The following is a 19,203-nucleotide window of genomic DNA, read 5'->3' as shown; positions in this document are numbered from 1 at the left end:
AGCGACTGCCTCCCAGTGGATGCAGTCGCGCCCCGGATCGCGTTGCATCGCCTCAGAGGAACCCGATCGAGAACCAGGGGACGAGGATGATGGCGAGCAGCCCGACCAGCAGGGCCAGGATGTAGCCGACGATCGGACGCATGCCGGCGTCGGGGTTGATCCGGCTGATGGCGCAGGCGGCGTAATAGCCGACGCCGAAGGGCGGGGCGAACAGGCCGATGCCCATCGCGAGGATGACCACCATCGAATAGTGCACCTCGTGCACGCCCACCGCCCGCGCGATCGGGAACAGCAGCGGCCCGAACAGCACGATCGCCGGTATGCCCTCCAGCACCGAGCCCAGGATGATGAAGGCGAAGGCCGAGACGAACAGGAACCCGAGCGCGCCGCCCGGAAGGCCCTTCATCACGACGGCCAGCGTTTCCGAGAAGCCCGACTGCGTGAGCGCCCAGGCCATCCCGGTGGCCGCGCCGATGATCAGCAGGATCGCGCCGGACAGCGCGGCGGTGGTCACCAGCATCGGGTAGAGCCGTCGCCACTCGAACTGACGGTAGATCAGCAGGCCGGCCAGCGCCGCGTAGACGATGCCGATGGTCGAGACCTCGGTGGCGGTGGCGATGCCCTCGACCACGGCGAAGCGGATCACGAACGGCAGCGCGAGCGCCGGGATCGCCACCAGGAAGGCGCGACCGATGACGCGACCGGACGGCCTGGCGACGTGGCTCAGGTCTTCGCGGCGGTAGCGCCACCAGACCAGCGCGCAGAGCGTCGCGGCGAGCACGAGGCCCGGCATCAGGCCGCCGGTGAACAGGGCGGTGATCGACACGCCGGTGACCGAGCCGATGGTGATCAGCACGATCGAGGGCGGGATCGTCTCGGTCTGCGCGCCGGTGGTGGCGAGCAGGGCCACGAGGTCGCCCTCCTTGGCACCGCGGGCCTTCATCTCGGGAAACAGCACGGGCGCCACGGCGGCCATGTCGGCGGCCTTGGAGCCGGAGATGCCCGAGACGAGGTACATGGCCCCGACCAGCACGTAATGCAGGCCGCCGCGGACGTGGCCGAGCAGCGAGGCCAGGAAGCCGACCATGGCCTTGGCCATGCCGGTCATCTCGATCAGCAGGCCGAGGAATACGAACAGCGGCACGGCGAGCAGGATGAGGTGGCTCATGCCCTCGTCCATGCGGCCGACCACGACCATCGACGGGGCGTTGGTGGTCAGCGTGATGTAGGCGAAGGTCGACAGGCCGAACGCGAAGGCGATCGGCACGCCGGAGAAGACCAGCGCGCCGACGCCGAGGACGAAGAACAGCAGCAGGTTGAGGTTGCCCAGCCCCGCCAGCCAAGGCTGGAGGGCGGCGAGCCCACCCGCGACCGCAACGCCGAGCCCCAGCGCGCCGGCCGTCATCCGCCAATCGGCCGTTTCGAAGAGGCGGATGACGGCGACCAGCAGCATCAGGCCGAGGCCGATCGGCAAGGCAGCGGCGCGCCACGCATTGTTGAGATCGAGGGCCGGCGTCTGGACGTAGATTTCCTCGGCCGCGAACTCGTAGGCCGGGTGCAGGACGAGGCTCACGAAGATCAGGCCGGCCACCAGCGCGACTGTTTCCAGAAAGGCGCGGGTGCGGGGTCCGGTCATCGCGACGATCGCCGTCATGCGCATGTGCTCGGCGCGGCGGAAGGCGACCACGGCGCCCAGCATGGCGAGCCACAGGAACAGGATGCCGGCGAGTTCGTCCGACCAGACGAGCGGCTCATGGAAGATGTAGCGGCTCACGACGCCGGCGAGCAGCACCCCGATCTCGGCCAGCACCAGCAGGGCGGCCGGGATCTCGACGAGATGACCGAGGAACCGATCGGCGGTCCCGAGCCATGGGTGACCGCTCAGCGGGGGCCCGTGCAGGCCGTGACTGGGCGTTGCCTCGACAGAGGCGGCGGCGGCGATATCGACGTGCATGACACCCCACCCTCAACCGAGCTTGCCGGATACGGCTTCGAGGTGGCTCCAGCCGATTTCACCGAACTTCGCCTTCCAGTCCTTGTAGAAACTCGTCTTGGCGAGAGCGGCACGGAAAGGCTCGCGGTCGACATCGATGAACCTGATCCCTTTCTCTGACAGGGTCGTGCGCAGAGAGTCGCTGAGCCTGGCCACGTCCGCACGCTGATCCTGACCCGAGCGGTCGAACTCCCTGGTCACGATCGCGCGCAGGTCCTCGGGCAGCTTCTGCCAAGCGCGCTTGTTTCCGAGGATCCAGTAGCCGTCCCAGACGTGGCCGGTCAGGCTGCAGGACTTCTGCACCTCGTAGAGGCGCGTCGTGGCGATGATCGGCAGCGGGTTCTCTTCGCCCTCCACGACCTTGGTTTGGAGCGCCGAGTACAGCTCGTTGAAATTGATGGGCGCGGCCCCGGCGTCGAGGGCCTTGAAGAGCGAGGTCAACATCGGTGCTTGGGGCACGCGAATCTTGAAGCCCTTCAGATCCTCGGGCGTCCTGATCTCACGGGTCGAGGAGGTGATCTGACGGAAGCCGTTGTCCCAGCTCTTGCAGATGGTCGTGATCGGCGTCTTGGCGATCTCGGCGCGGACATAGTCGCCGAGCGCCCCGTCCATGGCCTTCCAGACGGCATCGTAATCCTTGAAGGCGAAGCCGGTGTTGGGCAGGCTGGACGCCGGCACGAAGGTCGACAGGATCGAGTGTGAGAGGTTGAAGAACTCGACCGAGCCGTTCCGCACCTGCGACAGCAGGTCGGTGTCCGAGCCGAGTTGATTGGCCGGGAACAACTTGATGTCGACGCGCCCGCTCGTCGCCTCGCGGATCCGGTCGCACGCTTCCTGCGCCCGGACGTTGACCGGATGGGTCGGGTCCTGCCCGGTGGCGAGCTTGTAGCCGAATTCGGCGGCCTCGCCCCGGCGCGTGATGATGCCGAAGATCGGGACAGCCGCGGCGCCGGCAAGAAGTGTCCGACGGCTTATGTTGAATGTGCTCACGATTTCACTCCCTGATGATGCTCGGTGGCGCGATCCCGCCTGCTACGGTCTTTGAGATCGCCGGCCTCTGCCCATGCGTGCAGGTCGCCCTTTTGCTGAGCGTTTTTATTGTTTTGATCGAATATTGAATTCGTGAATTGTTTTCAGGCGCGCATCATCGCTCGGAGCGCGCGATGCGACCGAATGAATAGAGAAATCTTTCTACGGCACAGCATGATCGCGGACGCGGAGATCCGCGATCATCTCAATTCAGCTCAGTTATGGGTGCGATCAGTCGCTTGTCGGCGCGAGCGACGGCTGCGCCTACAGCCAACCGCGTATGCTTCGAGCCATCGCCTCGGTCGAGATGCCGTAGCGGTCGTGAAGGGTCGGCAGCGCTCCGGCGTCCAGGAACTCGTCCGGCAGTCCGACTTGACGGAAGCCGCGCTCCGGCAGGGTACCGTCGCGCATCAACAATCCCGCCACCGCCTCGCCGAGGCCGCCGACCACCGAGTGGTTCTCGGCAACGACCACGAGGCGCCCACCGCGACGGGCCTCGGCCAGGATCGTCGCCGCGTCGAGCGGCTTGATCGTCGGCACGTGCAGCACCGCCACGTCGACCCGATCCTCGCGCAGGGCCTCGGCCACCTCCAGGGCGCGCATCGTCATCAGGCCCGACGAGATCACCAGCACGTCGCGGCCATCGCGGATCGTCTTGGCCTTGCCCCACTCGAACCGGTAGCCGTACTCGTCGAGCACCAGCGGGACGTTGCCGCGCAGCAGCCGCAGGTAGACCGGGCCCTGGTGGGCGACCATCGCCGGGACCAACTGCTCGATCTCGTGCGCGTCGCACGGGTCGAGGATCGTCATGTTCGGCATGCCGCGGAAGATCGCGACATCCTCGGTCGCCTGATGGCTGGGCCCGTAGCCGGTGGTCAGGCCGGGCAGCGCGCAGGCGATCTTGACGTTGAGGTTCTCCTCCGCGATCGCGAGGCAGATGAAGTCGTAGGCGCGCCGCGCCGCGAACACCGCGTAGGTGGTGGCGACCGAGACGAACCCCTCGCGGGCGAGGCCGGCGGCCGCGCTCATCAGGAGCTGCTCGGCCATCCCCATCTGGTAGAACCGGTCCGGGTGGGCCTGCGCGAAGATGTGCAGGTCCGTGTACTTGGCCAGATCCGCCGAGAGGCCGACGATGTCCGGCCGGGTCTTGGCGAGCTCCACGAGGGCGTGGCCGAAGGGGGCGGGCCTCGTGCGCTGCCCCGGGGCGGCCAGCGAGGCGATCATCGCCGAGGTCTTGGCGCCGCCGCCGACGCGCGGCGCGGGCCTCTCATATTTCGAGCGTCTCAATGCACCCTCCCCTCGTCCAGGATCTCCAGCGCCTGCGTCCACTCGGCCGGCTCGACCCGCAGGAAGTGGTTGCGCTCGCGCTCCTCGAGGAACGGCACGCCCTTGGCCATCTTCGTGTCGCAGATGATCACCCGGGGTTCGGGACCCGGATGGTGCCGGGCGGCATCGAAGGCCTTCACGAGCGCGTCGAGGTCGTTGCCGTCGACCCGCTGAACGAACCAGTTGAACGCCTCGAACTTCGGCGCCAGCGGCTCGAAGTTGAGAACCCCGTGCGAGGGGCCGTCCGCCTGCATGCCGTTCACGTCGACGATGCCGATCAGGTTGTCGAGCTTGAACGACCCGGCCGACATGGCGGCCTCCCAGGTCGAGCCCTCGTCGAGCTCGCCGTCGGAGAACAGGTTGTAGACGAAGCTCTTCGCGTTCTTCCGCTTCAGGCCCAGCGCCATGCCGACCGCGATCCCGAGCCCGTGGCCGAGCGACCCGCCGGTGATCTCCATGCCGGGCGTGTAGGCGGCCATGCCGGACATCGGCAGGCGGCTGTCGTCGCCGCCGTAGCTCGTCAGCTCGTCCTCCGGGATGATCCCGGCCTCAATCAGCGCCGCGTAGAGGGCGATGGCGTAGTGGCCGATGGAGAGGCAGAAGCGGTCGCGGCCCTCCCATTCCGGATCCTCCGGACGGTAGGTCATCGCGTGGAAGTAGCTCACCGCCAGCACATCGGAGATGCCGAGCGCCTGGGCGATGTAGCCCTGGCCCTGGACCTCGCCCATCAGCAGGGCGTGGCGGCGGATATTGTAGGCCCGGTCGGCCAGCGAGATGTTCGAACCCTCGTGGGGCCGTTCGGTTGACATGAGGTCCTCCCTCTCAGTGGATCAGCATGCCGCCGTTCACGTCGATCACCGCGCCGGTGATGTACGCGGACAGGTCGGAGGCCAGGAACAGGCAGGCATTGGCGACGTCGTCGGCGACGCCGAGGCGGCCGAGCGGGATGCCCTTGGCGATCTCGACCTTGAGCTCGGGGGTGAGCTTGTCGCCGGTGATGTCGGTCTGGATCAGACCGGGAGTGACGGAATTGACCCGGATGCTGTCAGCGCCCAGCTCGCGAGCCATGGCCTTCTGCAGGCCGAGGACGCCGGCCTTCGCCGCGGAATAGTGCGGGCCGCCGAAGATGCCGCCGCCGCGCTGGGCCGAGACCGACGACATGCAGATGATCGAGCCGGATTTCTGCTTCCGCATCTGCGGGACCACGGCCTGGCTCATGTAGAGCGTGCCCCGCAGGTTGACGTCGGTGACCGCGTCGTAGTTCTCCGGTCCCACATCCATCAGCTTGAGCGGCTGGGTGATGCCGGCGTTGTTGATCAGCACGTCGATCGAGCCGAGGCGGGCGATCGTCTCATCGGCGGCAGCTTGGCATGCACCCCGGTCGGTGACGTTGCAGGCGAGGCCGAGATGGCCGTCACCGAGGTCGCGGGCGGCCGCCTCGGCCTGGCCGGCGTCGAGGTCGAGGATGACGACGCGGGCGCCCTGCTTCGCGAAGAGCCGGGCAGTGGCCTTGCCGATGCCGCGGGCGGAGGCCGCCCCGGTGATCACGCAGACCTTGTTCTCGAGAAGCATGTAGACCCTCCCTGCAAACCGGCCGAACCCGGCTTCTTCTGCGATGGGAGGCGGAGAAAGCATGGCATGAAGCCAGCTCACCCTCTTGGGCCGCGCTCTGACGGGCGTCAGCGTCCGAGCCGTTTCCTCGCGTCCTATCGTTGACGCCCTTATGGCTGCCCGAGAGGCAATGAACAAACGCGAAGATTGCATTCAAACATGAATGAAACTCATTAAACGCTATTCCAGCTCCGAGCTCGGCGATACAGACAGTTCTCTAGCGAGCCAGCGCGCGAAGATCCTCAGAGGTTCGCGCCGTCGCGATGATGGCGGAAAGACGAGATGGTGACCGGTGTAGTGGATATCCACTGACCGACCTGCAAGCGGTGCCACGAGGCGTCCGATCGTCATTTCCCGTTCCGCGAGACGCGTCGACTCCAGGGCGACGCCGAGGCCGTCGGCCGCTCCGGTCAATGCCAGGAAGCTGCGGTCGAAGCGCAAGGCTGCGGATGCCGGCGCCGTGAGGCCGTTCTTGTCGAACCAGTGCGGCCAGCGCACCAGTTTCGTGTCGCTCTGGATCAAGGGATGCCGGAACAGATCGGACGGCTTCTTGATCTGCTCTGCTCGCGACGGGTCGCAGAGCGGCGTCACCGTTTCAACGCCGAGAGGCATGCGCAGCAAGCCCTCGCCGCGCGGGGGGCCGTAGACGATATCGGCATCGAACTCGTCGTTGGTGAAGCGCGCGTAGTCCATGCCTGCGGCCAGTCGCACCTCCATCCCAGGATGGTCGCGCAGAAAACCCGCCAGCCTGGGCGTCAGCCACTGTGCGGCAAAGCTCGGGGCGCAATGCAGGCGCAGCAATTGCGAGCCGCGCGTCGAGATCAGGTCGAGCCCGCGATGCAGCTCGGCGAAAGCCCGGCTGACGTGGTCGAGGAGCGCCTCTCCCGCTGTCGTTGGCGCGATACCCTGCCCGACGCGCTCGAAGAGAGGCACGCCGAGCGACTCCTCGAGCTTGCTCATGGCGTGGCTGACAGCGCTGGCCGAGAGGTTCAGCTCGCCGGCAGCCTCCTTGAAAGAGCGACGTCGCGCCGCTGCCTCGAAGATGCGGAACGCGGACAAAGGAAGATCCGAAGCCATGACGCTATCTTAAAGTCTCCCATTTTATGAGAGTATCATATCGCCTATTTGCGAGCAGTTCCCTCACGATGCTTGATCTTGTTGCGCTGACTGCGTCCGCGACAATGAATAACGCGTCACGATGCCCTGCTCGCCTTATGACCGGTCGCCTTCCGGGTTGAGGGCCTAGGCATTCCATAGGGGCACCTGCCGCATGAGATGATGCGCCAGTGTCTGGTCGAAGCAACACCTATCGGACCGCTTCCCCTTCTGTCCGCGCGGGGAACCAGCGCGCATCGGTCCAATCAGCAGGATCGAACCGGAGGCAGCACGTCCGCTTCATGACGAAAGCGCGACATCCGATTGCCATCCTGAGCGGACAATCAGGACCGGCTCCGGCAGCCCGACACGGTCGTCGCGTTCCCCGGACGCCCACCCTTCTGGACGCGCTTCGGATCCGGGGACCGGTCGCGCGAAAATCCATGAGGCCGTACAAGCTGGACGAGGATAGACCGGGCTGCCCCTCGAACTCGGCTCGACTGGTATCGGTGACGCTGTACTCGACGTTCTCCGAATCCGGATCCGACGACCCGGTGGCGACGACCAAGCCGACCACCTACAGGCCAAGCAGGTAACCGCTCACCTGATAGAAGCGGCGTCGGTCTGAGCGAGCGTGCAGAGCCGGCAGAGGCTTGCTGGCGAGATTCGGTACATCGGCCGCGAGTCTATCGATCGTCGGCTCACCCGTCAGTGGAGATGGCGTGGTAGCCGCCGGCCATCCTGCCGATGAGCGGCCTCGCGTCGCGCCTCACACGCTGGTGACGTCGGGCGCGCTTCCGCGTCGTGAGGGGGCAAGAACGCCCTCGATCAGTTCATCTTCCGGCGCCGGTCCTGCACCTCTTGCTGCGCAAGCTTCCGGCCCAGCGATATCAAGAGCGCGTCGGCCAGCGCTTTCAGAGCCGGATCTCGCAACTCCACAATCGCCTCCTGTGCGGCGATGGCGTGATCGGCGGCCTGGTCGAGCGCGGTTTCATCGGGGCGGCGCGTGCCCTCCGCGAAAGTGCCCTCGCTCATCCGCAGTGAGGTGATGTCCACGAGGATGCCGCCACCACCGACCGGTCGCCCCTGATGATCAGCGGTGAAGCGGCCTCGCGCCAGAACCCAGCGGGTCTGACGGTCGACCGAGATGACCCTGTACTCGGTCAGGAAGGTGCTACCTTCGCTGGCGCTGCGCCGGATCAGATCGAGAACCCGCACCCGATCCTCGGGGTGTATGGCTTCGACGTATTGGGTCAGTGGAACGCCCGCCTCCGCCTGCTGCGGGTCGACATCGAAGAGCAGCGCCACGAAGGCGTCCGAGCGCGCGCAGTCCGTCGCCGCGTCCCACTCCCACTGGCCGATGACGTCGAGTTCATCGAGCGCCGACTGAAATGCCTTCGGACACGTCTGACCGCCAAGGGATCGGGGCTTCGGCACGCCGTACCTGCTCTCGCTGTTCGCTCACACCCGTGTGACCTGTCGCACGACACAACCACAAAGGGCAAGCTTTGCGCTAGCACAACCGTTGCGCTTCACACGCATTCAAATAGAATTTGAAACGGTATAACAGTGTACACGGCGCGTGCGGGACGCCGAGACGGAGGCCTATGAGCAGTAAGACGCCGCCCCCCAGCGCCCTTCATCATGAGGAGGACTGCGGGGTCTCGACGCTTCGGCAACAGAGGACGGAACGGCTCCTGAGTCGTATCGCGGAAGCGGTGCAGGTGCCGCCCTCTGCGTTCTACAGGCCACCGAACGCCGTCGATGCGGGAGCGTCCGCCGCGGCCATTCCGGTGGCCCCGGTCGCCAGCGACGCTGAGTGCGCGGAGTTGCTGGCCGCTTTCAACCTGGTCCGTGATCCTGAGGATCGACGCAGGCTCCTGGAACTGGTGCAGAAGACCGCCGAGCGCGCCTGAGGCTGAACAGCCGGCCCTCCGCCCGGTGAGCCGATCGGGGCGTGGCGACGTGGAATATGCGACCGCCTCAGAATTCGATCCGATCGGCCGCCTTCCTGAGCGCCGGCGATGGGCTGCCTATCCAGCTGGTGCGGCCATTCTCGTACAGCCGGCCCCACGCGCGCCGCCCGCCCGGCGCGAATATCACCTGAAGCTTATGGTCGAGGCAGTCGTGGACCTTGCACACGTCAGCGAGCAGGTAGGTTTCGCCGTCCGCTTTGATTTCTCTGGAAGGTTGGGACGGTCCGTTCAATGTGCGGCTATAGGCCGCCACCCACTTCGGCACTGAAGGACCACTTCTCAGCATCGCGTCGTAGACGCGCTCGTAGTCGGGTCGGCGCAGCAGATCGAACAGGTAGACGTCCGCAGCAGCGGCCGGTCCGACGGCGACGAGACTGAGTACAGCGAAGACTGTGCGCATAGGAATGAGAATAGCTCAGCCGCTGGCGCCGGCAACTGCTGGACCCAACACATCAGGTTTGGCAATATGGTCCGCGGTATGCGACACCCGCTCCGGCTCTTCCAGAGCATCATCTTCTGCCCCGCCGACACCGCCGCGCGGGGCTATTGTGGATTCTGCTCTTCAGACGCGCTCTCAGGCTGTTAGGGTCCCGATTGGGGCTGATGTTCGGGTGGGTGGGGATGAGCCCTGCCCGCGAGCCGTATCCGTCCGACGTTTCCGATGAGGAGCGGGCGCCAGTCGCGCCCGAACTGACGCTGCCGCGCGAGGATGCCGGTCAGCGCGAGCACCCGTTGCGGGAGGTGTTCAGCGCGCTGCGCCACGTCGTCAGGAGCGGCTGCCCGTGGCGGCTGAGGCCGCACGACCTGCCGCCCTGGTTTGCCGTGTATCGGCAGGCGCAGCGCGGACTATCAGGTGGCTGCTTCGAGCAACGGGCCGAGGATCCGCGCGCGGTGCTGCACCTCGCCGCGGGTCGGACGCCGGAGCCGACGGCGGCCATGCTCGACGGCCGGACCTCGCGCTCCTTGCCCGAGAGCGGCGAGCGAGTGGGCTACAATGGGGCCAAGTGCGAGGAGGGCTCGATGCTGCGCATGGCGGTGGAAACCCTCGATCTTCTCCTGACGCGGCACGTCACTTCAGAATCAACCCTTGGGCGACTCGACGTGTCTCAGTTCCATGAAAAGTATAGTCGCCGGCAAAGCGCGTCGTTATATTTCTGTTCACTTCGGTAATTTAATTTCTGCATTGTTTCCGAGTCGAGCTTGATCAATTTCGAGCGCCGTTGTCCATGAGCCCGCCGAAAAAGCGGCGCGTTGAGTCAGAAAGATAGCGATCCATGTCTTCGATCACCCTGTCGGCCGCGACGCGGCAGAACCTGCTCTCGCTGCAGGACACCGCCCAGCTGATGTCGACCACCCAGAACCGGCTCGCGACCGGCAAGACCGTCAACTCCGCCCTCGACAACCCGACCAACTTCTTCACCTCCCAGGCCCTCGACGGACGCTCCTCGAGCCTGAACTCGCTCCTCGACGGCATCTCCAACGGCATCCAGTCGATCCAGGCCGCCAACCAGGGCATCACCTCGATCCAGAAGCTGGTCAGCCAGGCCAAGTCGATCGCCAGCCAGGCGCTCTCGACCCAGCTCTCCACCACCGGCACCGCCGCCAACGCCTACAGCGCCAGCACCGCCTCCTCGACCGTGCTCCTGACCATCAACGGCAGCTCGGTCTCGGCCACGGTCGCCGCCTCCTCGAGCATCAGCGCCACCGTCGCGGCGCTCAACGCCGCGGTCAGCTCGGCCTCGACCTCTTCGAGCGGTGCCTTCGGCGCCGGCGCGATCTTCTCGGCCGACAGCACCGGCACCAAGATCGTCCTGAACGCTCAGGCGGACGTGGAATTCCAGAACTCCGGCAGCCAGACGGCGCTCGGCTTCACCGCCTCGGCCACCACCGCCTCGACCTACGGCACCGCCGCCAGCACCGTGGTGTCCAGTGACCTGTCGATCTCGGGCGTGACGCAGCGCGCCTCGCTGGCCAATCAGTACAACAACCTGCTCAACCAGATCACGCAGCTCGCCAGCGACGCCAGCTACAACGGCGTCAACCTCATTGCCGGCAAGGGCAATGACATGAACATCAAGTTCAACGACACCGGCAGCTCGAACCTGAACGTCGCCTCGGTCGACGCGACCTCCAGCGGCCTGGGCCTGTCGTCGATCACCAGCTCGAACAGTTCGTCGAGCCAGAACGGCCTCGGCAACTTCCTGCTGAACGCCGACGTCAACAAGACCTTGTCGACCCTGACCAAAGCCGACGCGACCTTGAATTCCGCGGCGAGCGCGCTGGGCTCGAACCTGTCGGTGGTTCAGAACCGCCAGGACTTCTCCAAGCAGCTGATCAACGTGCTGCAGACGGGCTCGGCCAACCTGACCAACGCCGACCTGAACCAGGAGGCGGCGAACTCGCAGGCGCTGTCGACCCGCCAGTCGATGGGCATCTCGGCCCTGTCGCTGGCCAACTCTGCCCAGCAGGGCGTCCTCCAGCTCCTGCGGTAAACCTCACCCTGAGCGTCTACACCACGCCCGGAGCTCGGCTCCGGGCGAACGCATTCCAAGGTATGGATAGTGGCGCCCGGCTACCTGCGATCGATTGCCGGGCGCCGAAAGCGTGCAGAAGCGGGACGGTTACAACGCTACTGCCCGGAACGTAGGGGAATCGTAGATCTGGAAGCAGCCTGCCGAGTGCAGGGCCAGAGATGCTCCAGGGCCCTATGTTGAGGAACCCCAATTCATTCTGAGCCGATGTCGATGACTGACCGGCGGATGGCTGCTTTCGGGATCAGCCAGACAGCTGTCCACAAAGCGGTATGGGTCGGCACCAGTCCGTTCGGTCCTGAAGCCGGTCGATCCGATCCAGCAGCCGCTCGAGCACGGACAGGGCCGGGAGGATGTCGGTCGGAGCGAGGAGCCGGGCCTGGGCCTCGGCGCGGGCAGCGTTGCCTTAGGTGAGAAACAGAAACGGGGCGCCGGTCGCGCGCAGCGGCTCCGAGGTCAGCCCGGCGACGTCGCCGACGTTGAGGTCCGGCAGCTCCGCCGGCGCGATGTCGTCATACAGGTCGTGGACGGTGCAACGCCGCGCGGGGCCGAGGGAACGTGCGAGGCGCCCGGTCCGGGTCAGGTCATCACAGATCAGCAACAGCCCGCCCAAGGCGGCCTCCGTGCGACGACGGGGCGGTGCAGCGTCCAGCTTCGATTGGCGGCCACAGTCACAGAGTGGGCGGAAACCGCTGCGTCGAGTTGGCGAGCTCCTCTGCCGCGCTCACGAAGCTTCGCAAGGCTTCGATCGTGGCCGCATCCTGCAGCCCAAGCTCATGGAGCGAGAGATCCATATCCTTGATCGGGTGCTCCAACGCGCGGCTCAGTTGGAGCAGCCTTTCGCCGCCGGCCTGGATGTACGGCGCGCGCCGAGATCCTCGCCCCGCGCGTACGCGGCAGCGAGATTTGCGTGCAGCCGGTCGGACTGGTCTGAGCCGTTCGGCCGGGCCGGGACGACGCGGATCTCGGCCGTGGCCACCCTCAGGCGGCGCGCACGGTTGCGAGGAAGCGGGCGACCTCGGCACCGAGATGCTCGGATTGCCGCGACAGCTCGGAGGCCGCCGACAGGACCTGGCCGGCGGCCGCCCCCGTCTCCTCCGACGCCTGCGCCACGCCCGCGATGTTGCCCGTCACCGCGTTCGTCCCCGCCGAGGCCTGCGCCACGTTGCGCACGATCTCCTGGGTCGCCGCGCCCTGCTCCTCGACGGCGGCCGCGATCGACGTCGCCACGCTGTCGATCTCCCGGATGCGGCCCGTGATCCCGCCGATCGCCGTCACCGCCTGCGCGGTCACCCCCTGGACCTCGCCGATCTGGCGCGCGATCTCCTCGGTCGCCTTGGCGGTCTGCTCGGCCAGCGCCTTCACCTCGGAGGCCACCACCGCGAAGCCCCGCCCGGCCGCGCCGGCGCGGGCCGCCTCGATGGTGGCGTTGAGCGCCAGCAGGTTGGTCTGGCCGGCGATGCCGGAGATCATCCCGACCATGTCGCCGATCCGCGCGGCGTTCTGGCTAAGCGCCTGGACGAGGTAGGCGGTCTGGTCGGCCTCGCCCACCGCGGCCTGGGCGAGGTGGGCCGAGCCGGTCACCTGCCGGCCGATCTCCTGCACGGACGAGCCGAGCTCCTCGGCGGCGGCCGCCACCGTGTTGACGTTGGTCGAGGCCTCCTCGGCGGCGGCGGCCACGGTGGTCGACTGGGATGCGGTCTCCTGGGCGGTGGCGGTCATCTGCTGGGCGGTGGCCTGGAGCTCGGTGGCCGAGGACGAGACCAGGCCGACGATGCCGCCGACGGCGCGCTCGAAGCCGTCGGCGAGCTCGACCATGGTGCGCTTCCGCTCGGCGGCGGCGGCCGCGTCGGCGCGGCGCCGGACCTCGGCCTCCTCGGCGGCCTTGCGGGCGACCATGGTCTTGATGCCCTCGACCGCCTTGCCGACGGCGCCGATCTCGTCGCCGCGGGCGGCCTCGCGGATCTCGGCGTCGACCGCGCCCTTGGCCATCCGCTGCAGCACGCCCACGAGGCTGCCCAGCGGGCGAGTGATGCCGAAGATCACGATCAGCGCGGAGAGCGCGACGGCGCTGACGAGGCCAGCCACGGAGGCGCCGATCAGCACGGTTTTAGCCGTGGTGACGGCCTGCTCGGAGTCATCGCGGGCTTGGCGCAGCTCGGCGTTCAGCCGCGTGACGCGACCTTGAACAAAATCCCGCATCTTGGTGCGCGCAGCAGAAGCGTCAGTCAGAAGGACCTTAGCAGCAGCTTCATTGTCATTCTTGAGGCCGAGCGCGTTGGATTTATCCAGAGCAGAGTAGAACTCCTTGAGAATACTCTGGAGAGTTTCGTTGGTGACCTTCCGATCGGGCGTGTCCGCCATCGCGACTAAGGTGTTCGCAGCATCGAGTGACGTCTTTACAGCCGCATCGTACCGCACTTTATAGCCGGCCATCTCCTGCTCGCGGGTTTCGAGAATAAGGTTGCGCGCCTGGATCGCTGCATCGTTGGTGTTGACCTGGACAGCCAAGATCCGTTCGAGGCGGACCGCCTGCGTGTCGACGATCTCGCGCATTTGCCCTGCGAGTAGATTGAGCTCTCCGATGGCGTAGTGAACCAGACCGGCGGCGACTGCGGCCATGATCAGCAGCGGAACAGACGCCTTGATCAGGATACTGGAGTTTCGCAGCATAGAGGTACCACTTTATCTTTCTTAAAGTGACACAAAGTAATCTGCATTACTTAAAATAAGGTTAAAATACATTGATTATGCAGATCATGCAACAGAGATTTCGATATCATATTCGATAATAGAATTATAGAGCAGATCACGAGTGTGAACCTGAATATCTGGAGATACGACAACGCAATCAATCGATGCTTAATGGCGAATATCGGTATCCAGCATGCATTCGCGAGACAGGTCACGCTCGATGGCTGGCTGCCTCGGCATCATCATCGGTGTAGCAGATTTGATCGCGGTCACCGTCGCCTTATGGCGCACCGCATGCCTGATCCTTAACATTCAGCGTTGGGGTAAGCTCCAAGACAGCCGACGTCCTCTTAAGCCTCATGGCAGCTGACGTATCTGACCCATCAACGGTCCGAGGCGTGACGCGATCGCGGCCAGGCGATCGGCGATTGCCGAAAACTTGCAGCTTCATCCCGGCTACCGGATATCTCCTGGAAGAAGCCCGCACCCGAGGCCCTGACGCTCTCTATAGAGATCCAGAAGACTTGGCCCACAGCAATCGCGTTCCGGGATGTGACACCGCATTCAATCGATAGAGTCCGACGATCCGTGGAAGGCCGCTTTCAGGAGCCGTCAGCTCCGTTCCGGCCGTCTCGGTTGGGTCGCGATTGGCCGTGAGCATAGTCACGCTGACAGGGCCCTGTTCCGAGCAGACAAAATCCGGCGCTGAAGCGCTGTTATGCGACCGGCCGCGGGCGTCGGGAAGGGATCCAGACTCGTCAGGGCGGAAACGCGGTGAGCGATTCTGATCGCCTCGTGACGAGTCGAGCCGCCTGCAAGACGCGGCCTGCTGTGAGGCGCGTCATGCGCTCGACGCCACCCTGCGTTGAATCACGATAAGCGCATTGTCCTAAGCACGCGATTCCGAGTGCCTCGAAGCGCTGTATCGCCCGGATATCAACCACCGATAGCCAGATCAACGCGAGTGCCTTTACCTAAAGTAGTCATTATGAATACATTACATTAATGTGGATTAGATTTCATATGCGCCGCGTCTTTCTAAGGCGTATAGACAATTTTCGACCGAAATGTGCGGGAGTAGACAGAGAAATGAATAATGATGCGGCCAACGCATGCAACGTCTCCATCGATTACAGCGCAATGACGGCGAACCTCGTGGCGGCCTACGTGTCTCACAATCGCGTCGCAGCCTCGGAGATGCCGGCGCTGATCGCGACGGCGGCCGCTGCCCTGACCGGCCTTCAGCCCACCGATCCGTCGACCGCGGATGGAGACAGGAAAGCGACACCGGTGATGGTCCGGGCGTCGATCACACGCGAGGCACTGATCAGCTTCGAGGATGGTAGGCGGTACAAGACGATCAAGCGGCATCTGACCGCCTGTGGTTTGACGCCGGAGACGTACCGGGCGAAGTGGGGCCTGCCGAACGACTACCCGATGGTCGCTCCTGCCTACGCGGCGAAGCGGTCCAGGATCGCCAGGAACTTGGCTCAGGGTCGGTCCCAGCGCGATCCCGGTCCGGAAACTGCAGCCGGATAGCGGGCGCATTCCGACGCTTCGTGCCCAGTCATGACGTTCGCGAAATATTCGAAAGGTGATGGCTGGCCAGAGTGGTTCTGCCCCGGTCCGCTTTCAGGGGGCAGAGGCAAAGGAGCGGACATCGCCATCCGGCCCGCTGCCGATCTTGGACCGATCTGAAGCCGGTGCGATCCCCTTCCGTGATCGGGCGAATGACCCGGCAGGGCACGCCTGCGGCGACGATATTCGGCGGTATGTTCTTCGTGACGACGCTGCCCGCTCCGACGATTTGGTGATCGCCAACCGCGACGAGATGCGTGTTGTCATTGAACCCGTGTTGCCGATCGGCCCGGCAGGCGATGAACCCGCTCATCCCTTCACCGGATGGGCGCGCAGGATTGCGGTTCAGATCAGGATGCGCTTCCAGACAGGCTTGTCGGCGGTCAGCGGCTCGGCCGCGCGAGTGTTCATGCCGAGCGTCTCGATGAGGTCGAGAACGCAGCCCTTCGTGAACGGGTACGATTCGGTCGCCAGATCCGCGAGCACCACGTCGACCGCGGCGTCGATCGCCTGATCCGTGATCTCGGCGGCCTCGCGCAGTCCGGAGACGGTCTTGGGTTCCTGAGCCAACGAGTCCCAGGGTGGGGCAGACGGTGGGGTGGACCGCCAAACGGCGGGACTCTGTCCACGATCCAGGCCTGCTGGCGGAAGGGGTGGGATTCGAACCCACGGTGGAGTTGCCCCCACGGCGGTTTTCAAGACCGCTGCCTTAAACCACTCGGCCACCCTTCCTGGCAGCATCCGCGACCTCACGGTTACGGCCGCGGCCGAGGTGGCGTCAACAGCAGAACAACCGGTTGACCTCCCGAACCATTCCGCCTATCTCACCGCCCACGCCCGGAGCCGCTCGATGCGCTGCGGGCTCTGCCCCGCCATCTTCGAAACCGGATGCGCAGGGCTCACGGCTGATTGGGGGATAGTTTAACGGTAGAACGGTGGACTCTGACTCCTCTAGTCCTGGTTCGAATCCAGGTCCCCCAGCCACCGCGCCGGCCCGCCCGATCTCAGATCCGGCGGGTTTTTTCTTGCCCAGAGCCCGGCGCATCCTCCTCTGATCCTCAGCGAGGTGTGGGTCTGGCACGGACCGAACAGCGGTCGGCCGTTGACGCGCCGCGGCGCGGCCGCCTAGATCGGTCCATGCGCCGGTGCCAGCCTCTCACGGTTCGAGGGCGCGCGATCATCGGCTTGGTCGCGCTCTACGCGCTGCTGCTCCAAGCCTTCCTCGGCTTCGCCATCCCGGCACAGGCCCGGGTCGATCCGGACGCGGTGATCTGCGCCGGTCACGCCTCGAGTGACCCCGCCGGCCCGGTGGTGCACGCTCATCCGTGCTGCACGCTCGTGCAGGCCGGCGCGCTGGTCTTGCCGACCGTCGACCCGACTGAGACCGGCTGGCCCGTCGCCGCCGAGACGCGCCGCGCGTGGCGCCCCGAATCCGAGATCCCGACGACCGGCCCGCCGGCCTCGACCGGCACCGCGCGAGGTCCACCCAAGGCCTGACGATCCCGCTCCCGATCGTTCAGGCCCGGACCTCCCATCATGTCGATTGTTCTCCACGGCGACGCCCCCGCGTACGGGGCGTCCGCAACGCGGCGACTGTCCCGCGACGCCGTCTATCGGGCCGTCTGGCGGTGGCACTTCTACGCCGGCCTGCTCTGCCTGCCCTTCCTGATCGGCCTCTCGGCCACCGGCGCGCTCTACCTGTTCAAGGACGAGATCAACGGCAGCCTGTTCGCGTACCGGACCCGGGTCGCGCCGCAGGCGACGGCGCCGATCGGCCCGGACCGGCTGATCTTCAACGCGCTGCAGGCCGTGCCCGACGGCGCGCCCGTCACCTACATCGACCCGGCCGCGCCGGACGCCGCGGCGCGAGTGACGCTCGCTTCCGGCGACCGCCGGATCCACGTCTACCTGAACCCCTATACCGGCGACGTGCTCGACCGCGTCGACCGTGACCGCGAGTTCATGGCGGTGGTCCGCGGACTGCACAGCCTCGCCCTGGTCGGTCCCCTCGCGAACGCCGTCATCGAGATCGTCGCGGGTTTCGCGATCGTCCTGGTGTTGACCGGCGCGTATCTCTGGTGGCCCCGCGGCCGCGCGGGCGGCGTCGTCACGGTGCGCGGCGGCCCGCGCCGGCGCGTGTGGTGGCGCGACCTTCACGCCGTCACCGGGTTCGTGGCCGGCGGCGGGCTGCTCTTCCTGGCCCTCACGGGCCTGCCCTGGTCGATCTGGTGGGGGCAGGAACTGCGCGCGTGGTCGAACGCCGCCGGCCTCGGGCAACCGGCCGCGCTCTGGGCGAATCGGCCGGTCTCGACGGTGCCGCTGCGCGACCGGCTGGAGGATGCCGGGTGGACCCTGCAGGACGCGCCGGTGCCGCGCTCCGTGCCGGCCGCGGCCGCGAGCGTCGGGATCGACGAAGCCGTGGCGATCCTTCGACATCTGGGGATGCCCCCCGGCTTCGAGCTGGCGCTGCCCGTCGGCGCGGACGGCGTCTACGCCGCCGCGATCTACCCGCGCGACGTCACGCGGCAGCGGGTCATCACCCTCGACCAGTATTCCGGCCGCCCGCTGGTGGACGTCCGTTTCACCGATCTCGGACCGGTCGGCCGGGCGATCCAGTACGGGATCGGCATCCACAAGGGCGAGCACTGGGGCCGTGCGAACCAGCTGGCGATGCTGGGCTTCTGCCTCGCCACATTCCTGCTCGCCGTCACCGCCGGGACGATGTGGTGGAAGCGGCGCCCGGCCGGCGGCCTCGGCGCGCCACCCTGGCCCGCGGATCGGCGGGTGGCCGCGACCGTGACCGCGATCATCCTCGGGCTCGGGGCGCTCTTCCCGCTGACCGGGCTCGCCATCGCCGCCATGGTCGGCCTCGACCTCGCCGCGGGCCGGCTCCGAAGACGGTGGGCGCGCTGAGCCGGTGCGGGCGGGCGCCGTGCCCGTGCACACGTCTCCACGCCTGAGACGCGGGCGCCCGGGCCTCCCGGGCGCGGTGCTGATCGCGCTCGCGCTCTGGATCCAGGCGCTCGCGCCGGCCGTCGCGCTCCGGATGGCGCAGGCGGATCGGGGCGCGCTGCCCGGCCAGATCGTGTGCGGGCACGCGCCGGATCAGGCCGGTGACGCAGCGGTCGGCCCTGGCGCGTCGGCACCGGGGTCCTGCGCCCTCTGCCGGCTATGTCGCGCCGGCGCCGTCCCGCCGCTGCTCCCGCACGCGCCCGGCCTCGCGCGCCGCCTGCGCTGGACGGCGGTGGCGTGGCCGATCCCGCCCCCCGTCCGGACCGCGTCGGTCCCCGCCGTCATCGGCCAGCCCCGCGGGCCGCCCCGCGCCGCCTGATCGCCCGTCCTCCGGGCGGCGCCGCCGCTCGCCCCATCG

At 66.7% G+C, this 19,203-nt stretch carries 18 protein-coding genes, 2 tRNA genes and 1 pseudogene; 8 read left to right on the top strand and 13 right to left on the bottom strand.

Annotated elements, in window-relative coordinates:
- Nucleotides 1–52: 52 nt before the first annotated feature.
- The 7 genes from ACQKQD_RS03865 to ACQKQD_RS03835 all read right to left on the bottom strand — a co-directional run bounded on the left by ACQKQD_RS03865 (nucleotide 53) and on the right by ACQKQD_RS03835 (nucleotide 8,491).
- Nucleotides 53–1,954 (bottom strand): TRAP transporter large permease subunit, encoded by a 1,902-nt coding sequence (locus tag ACQKQD_RS03865; protein WP_427507535.1) that lies wholly within the window; start codon nucleotides 1,952–1,954, stop codon nucleotides 53–55.
- Nucleotides 1,955–1,966: 12 nt separating this feature from the next.
- Nucleotides 1,967–2,983, bottom strand: coding sequence for a TRAP transporter substrate-binding protein (locus ACQKQD_RS03860; RefSeq protein ID WP_091678176.1), 1,017 nt, complete (start codon nucleotides 2,981–2,983; stop codon nucleotides 1,967–1,969).
- Nucleotides 2,984–3,286: 303 nt separating this feature from the next.
- On the bottom strand, nucleotides 3,287–4,309 hold the full coding sequence (locus ACQKQD_RS03855) for a transketolase family protein (RefSeq protein WP_427507534.1): 1,023 nt from the start codon (nucleotides 4,307–4,309) through the stop codon (nucleotides 3,287–3,289).
- Nucleotides 4,306–5,157, bottom strand: coding sequence for a transketolase (locus tag ACQKQD_RS03850; protein WP_427507533.1), 852 nt, complete (start codon nucleotides 5,155–5,157; stop codon nucleotides 4,306–4,308). Before ACQKQD_RS03850 ends, ACQKQD_RS03855 begins: the two co-directional genes overlap by 4 nt.
- A 13-nt stretch (nucleotides 5,158–5,170) precedes the next feature.
- Entirely contained in the window at nucleotides 5,171–5,920 is a 750-nt protein-coding gene (locus tag ACQKQD_RS03845; protein WP_091924205.1) for an SDR family NAD(P)-dependent oxidoreductase, read from the bottom strand.
- Nucleotides 5,921–6,139: 219 nt separating this feature from the next.
- Entirely contained in the window at nucleotides 6,140–7,036 is an 897-nt protein-coding gene (locus ACQKQD_RS03840) for a LysR substrate-binding domain-containing protein (RefSeq protein ID WP_427507532.1), read from the bottom strand.
- Between the two features lie 846 nt (nucleotides 7,037–7,882).
- On the bottom strand, nucleotides 7,883–8,491 hold the full coding sequence (locus tag ACQKQD_RS03835) for a PAS domain-containing protein (protein WP_427507531.1): 609 nt from the start codon (nucleotides 8,489–8,491) through the stop codon (nucleotides 7,883–7,885).
- Between the two features lie 170 nt (nucleotides 8,492–8,661).
- Here ACQKQD_RS03835 and ACQKQD_RS03830 point away from each other — a divergent pair, with 170 nt between their 5' ends.
- On the top strand, nucleotides 8,662–8,970 hold the full coding sequence (locus ACQKQD_RS03830; RefSeq protein ID WP_091678191.1) for a hypothetical protein: 309 nt from the start codon (nucleotides 8,662–8,664) through the stop codon (nucleotides 8,968–8,970).
- A 67-nt stretch (nucleotides 8,971–9,037) separates the two neighbouring features.
- Here the strand turns inward: ACQKQD_RS03830 and ACQKQD_RS03825 are convergent, their stop codons facing one another.
- A complete protein-coding gene (locus ACQKQD_RS03825; RefSeq protein ID WP_427507530.1) occupies nucleotides 9,038–9,430 on the bottom strand; it encodes an Ivy family c-type lysozyme inhibitor in 393 nt (130 codons plus the stop codon).
- 221 nt (nucleotides 9,431–9,651) lie between these two features.
- On the opposite strand from ACQKQD_RS03825, the pseudogene ACQKQD_RS03820 reads away from it, so the two are divergent.
- Nucleotides 9,652–10,104: pseudogene (locus tag ACQKQD_RS03820) on the top strand (transposase); the annotation flags it as partial.
- Between the two features lie 200 nt (nucleotides 10,105–10,304).
- The gene (locus ACQKQD_RS03815) at nucleotides 10,305–11,522 is read left to right on the top strand and encodes a flagellin (protein ID WP_427507529.1); all 1,218 of its coding nucleotides are present in this window, start codon (nucleotides 10,305–10,307) and stop codon (nucleotides 11,520–11,522) included.
- 445 nt (nucleotides 11,523–11,967) lie between these two features.
- Here the strand turns inward: ACQKQD_RS03815 and ACQKQD_RS03810 are convergent, their stop codons facing one another.
- The 3 genes from ACQKQD_RS03810 to ACQKQD_RS03800 all read right to left on the bottom strand — a co-directional run bounded on the left by ACQKQD_RS03810 (nucleotide 11,968) and on the right by ACQKQD_RS03800 (nucleotide 14,234).
- Entirely contained in the window at nucleotides 11,968–12,174 is a 207-nt protein-coding gene (locus ACQKQD_RS03810; RefSeq protein WP_427507528.1) for a hypothetical protein, read from the bottom strand.
- 58 nt (nucleotides 12,175–12,232) lie between these two features.
- Entirely contained in the window at nucleotides 12,233–12,376 is a 144-nt protein-coding gene (locus tag ACQKQD_RS03805; RefSeq protein WP_244435328.1) for a hypothetical protein, read from the bottom strand.
- Nucleotides 12,377–12,542: 166 nt separating this feature from the next.
- A complete protein-coding gene (locus ACQKQD_RS03800; protein ID WP_427507527.1) occupies nucleotides 12,543–14,234 on the bottom strand; it encodes a methyl-accepting chemotaxis protein in 1,692 nt (563 codons plus the stop codon).
- 1,110 nt (nucleotides 14,235–15,344) lie between these two features.
- Here ACQKQD_RS03800 and ACQKQD_RS03795 point away from each other — a divergent pair.
- Entirely contained in the window at nucleotides 15,345–15,794 is a 450-nt protein-coding gene (locus ACQKQD_RS03795; protein WP_427507526.1) for a MucR family transcriptional regulator, read from the top strand.
- A gap of 384 nt (nucleotides 15,795–16,178) precedes the next feature.
- Here ACQKQD_RS03795 and ACQKQD_RS03790 read toward each other — a convergent pair whose 3' ends face one another.
- Both ACQKQD_RS03790 and ACQKQD_RS03785 read right to left on the bottom strand, forming a co-directional pair.
- Complete coding sequence (locus ACQKQD_RS03790) at nucleotides 16,179–16,403, bottom strand: hypothetical protein (protein ID WP_427507525.1); 225 nt, start codon at nucleotides 16,401–16,403, stop codon at nucleotides 16,179–16,181.
- A gap of 72 nt (nucleotides 16,404–16,475) precedes the next feature.
- A tRNA-Ser gene (locus tag ACQKQD_RS03785) sits at nucleotides 16,476–16,565 on the bottom strand.
- Nucleotides 16,566–16,743: 178 nt separating this feature from the next.
- Here ACQKQD_RS03785 and ACQKQD_RS03780 point away from each other — a divergent pair.
- The 4 genes from ACQKQD_RS03780 to ACQKQD_RS03765 all read left to right on the top strand — a co-directional run bounded on the left by ACQKQD_RS03780 (nucleotide 16,744) and on the right by ACQKQD_RS03765 (nucleotide 19,164).
- Nucleotides 16,744–16,817, top strand: a tRNA-Gln gene (locus tag ACQKQD_RS03780).
- Between the two features lie 153 nt (nucleotides 16,818–16,970).
- Entirely contained in the window at nucleotides 16,971–17,330 is a 360-nt protein-coding gene (locus ACQKQD_RS03775; protein ID WP_056527437.1) for a hypothetical protein, read from the top strand.
- Nucleotides 17,331–17,369: 39 nt separating this feature from the next.
- Nucleotides 17,370–18,746, top strand: coding sequence for a PepSY-associated TM helix domain-containing protein (locus tag ACQKQD_RS03770; RefSeq protein WP_427507524.1), 1,377 nt, complete (start codon nucleotides 17,370–17,372; stop codon nucleotides 18,744–18,746).
- A gap of 25 nt (nucleotides 18,747–18,771) precedes the next feature.
- On the top strand, nucleotides 18,772–19,164 hold the full coding sequence (locus tag ACQKQD_RS03765; RefSeq protein WP_427507523.1) for a DUF2946 family protein: 393 nt from the start codon (nucleotides 18,772–18,774) through the stop codon (nucleotides 19,162–19,164).
- Nucleotides 19,165–19,203: the final 39 nt, after the last annotated feature.

The sequence above is a fragment of the Methylobacterium sp. NPDC080182 genome, from assembly GCF_050281105.1.
In the GTDB taxonomy this organism is placed as follows: domain Bacteria; phylum Pseudomonadota; class Alphaproteobacteria; order Rhizobiales; family Beijerinckiaceae; genus Methylobacterium.
The sequence above is the reverse complement of the archived record's forward strand: the minus strand, read 5'-3'. Positions and strand labels throughout refer to the sequence as shown.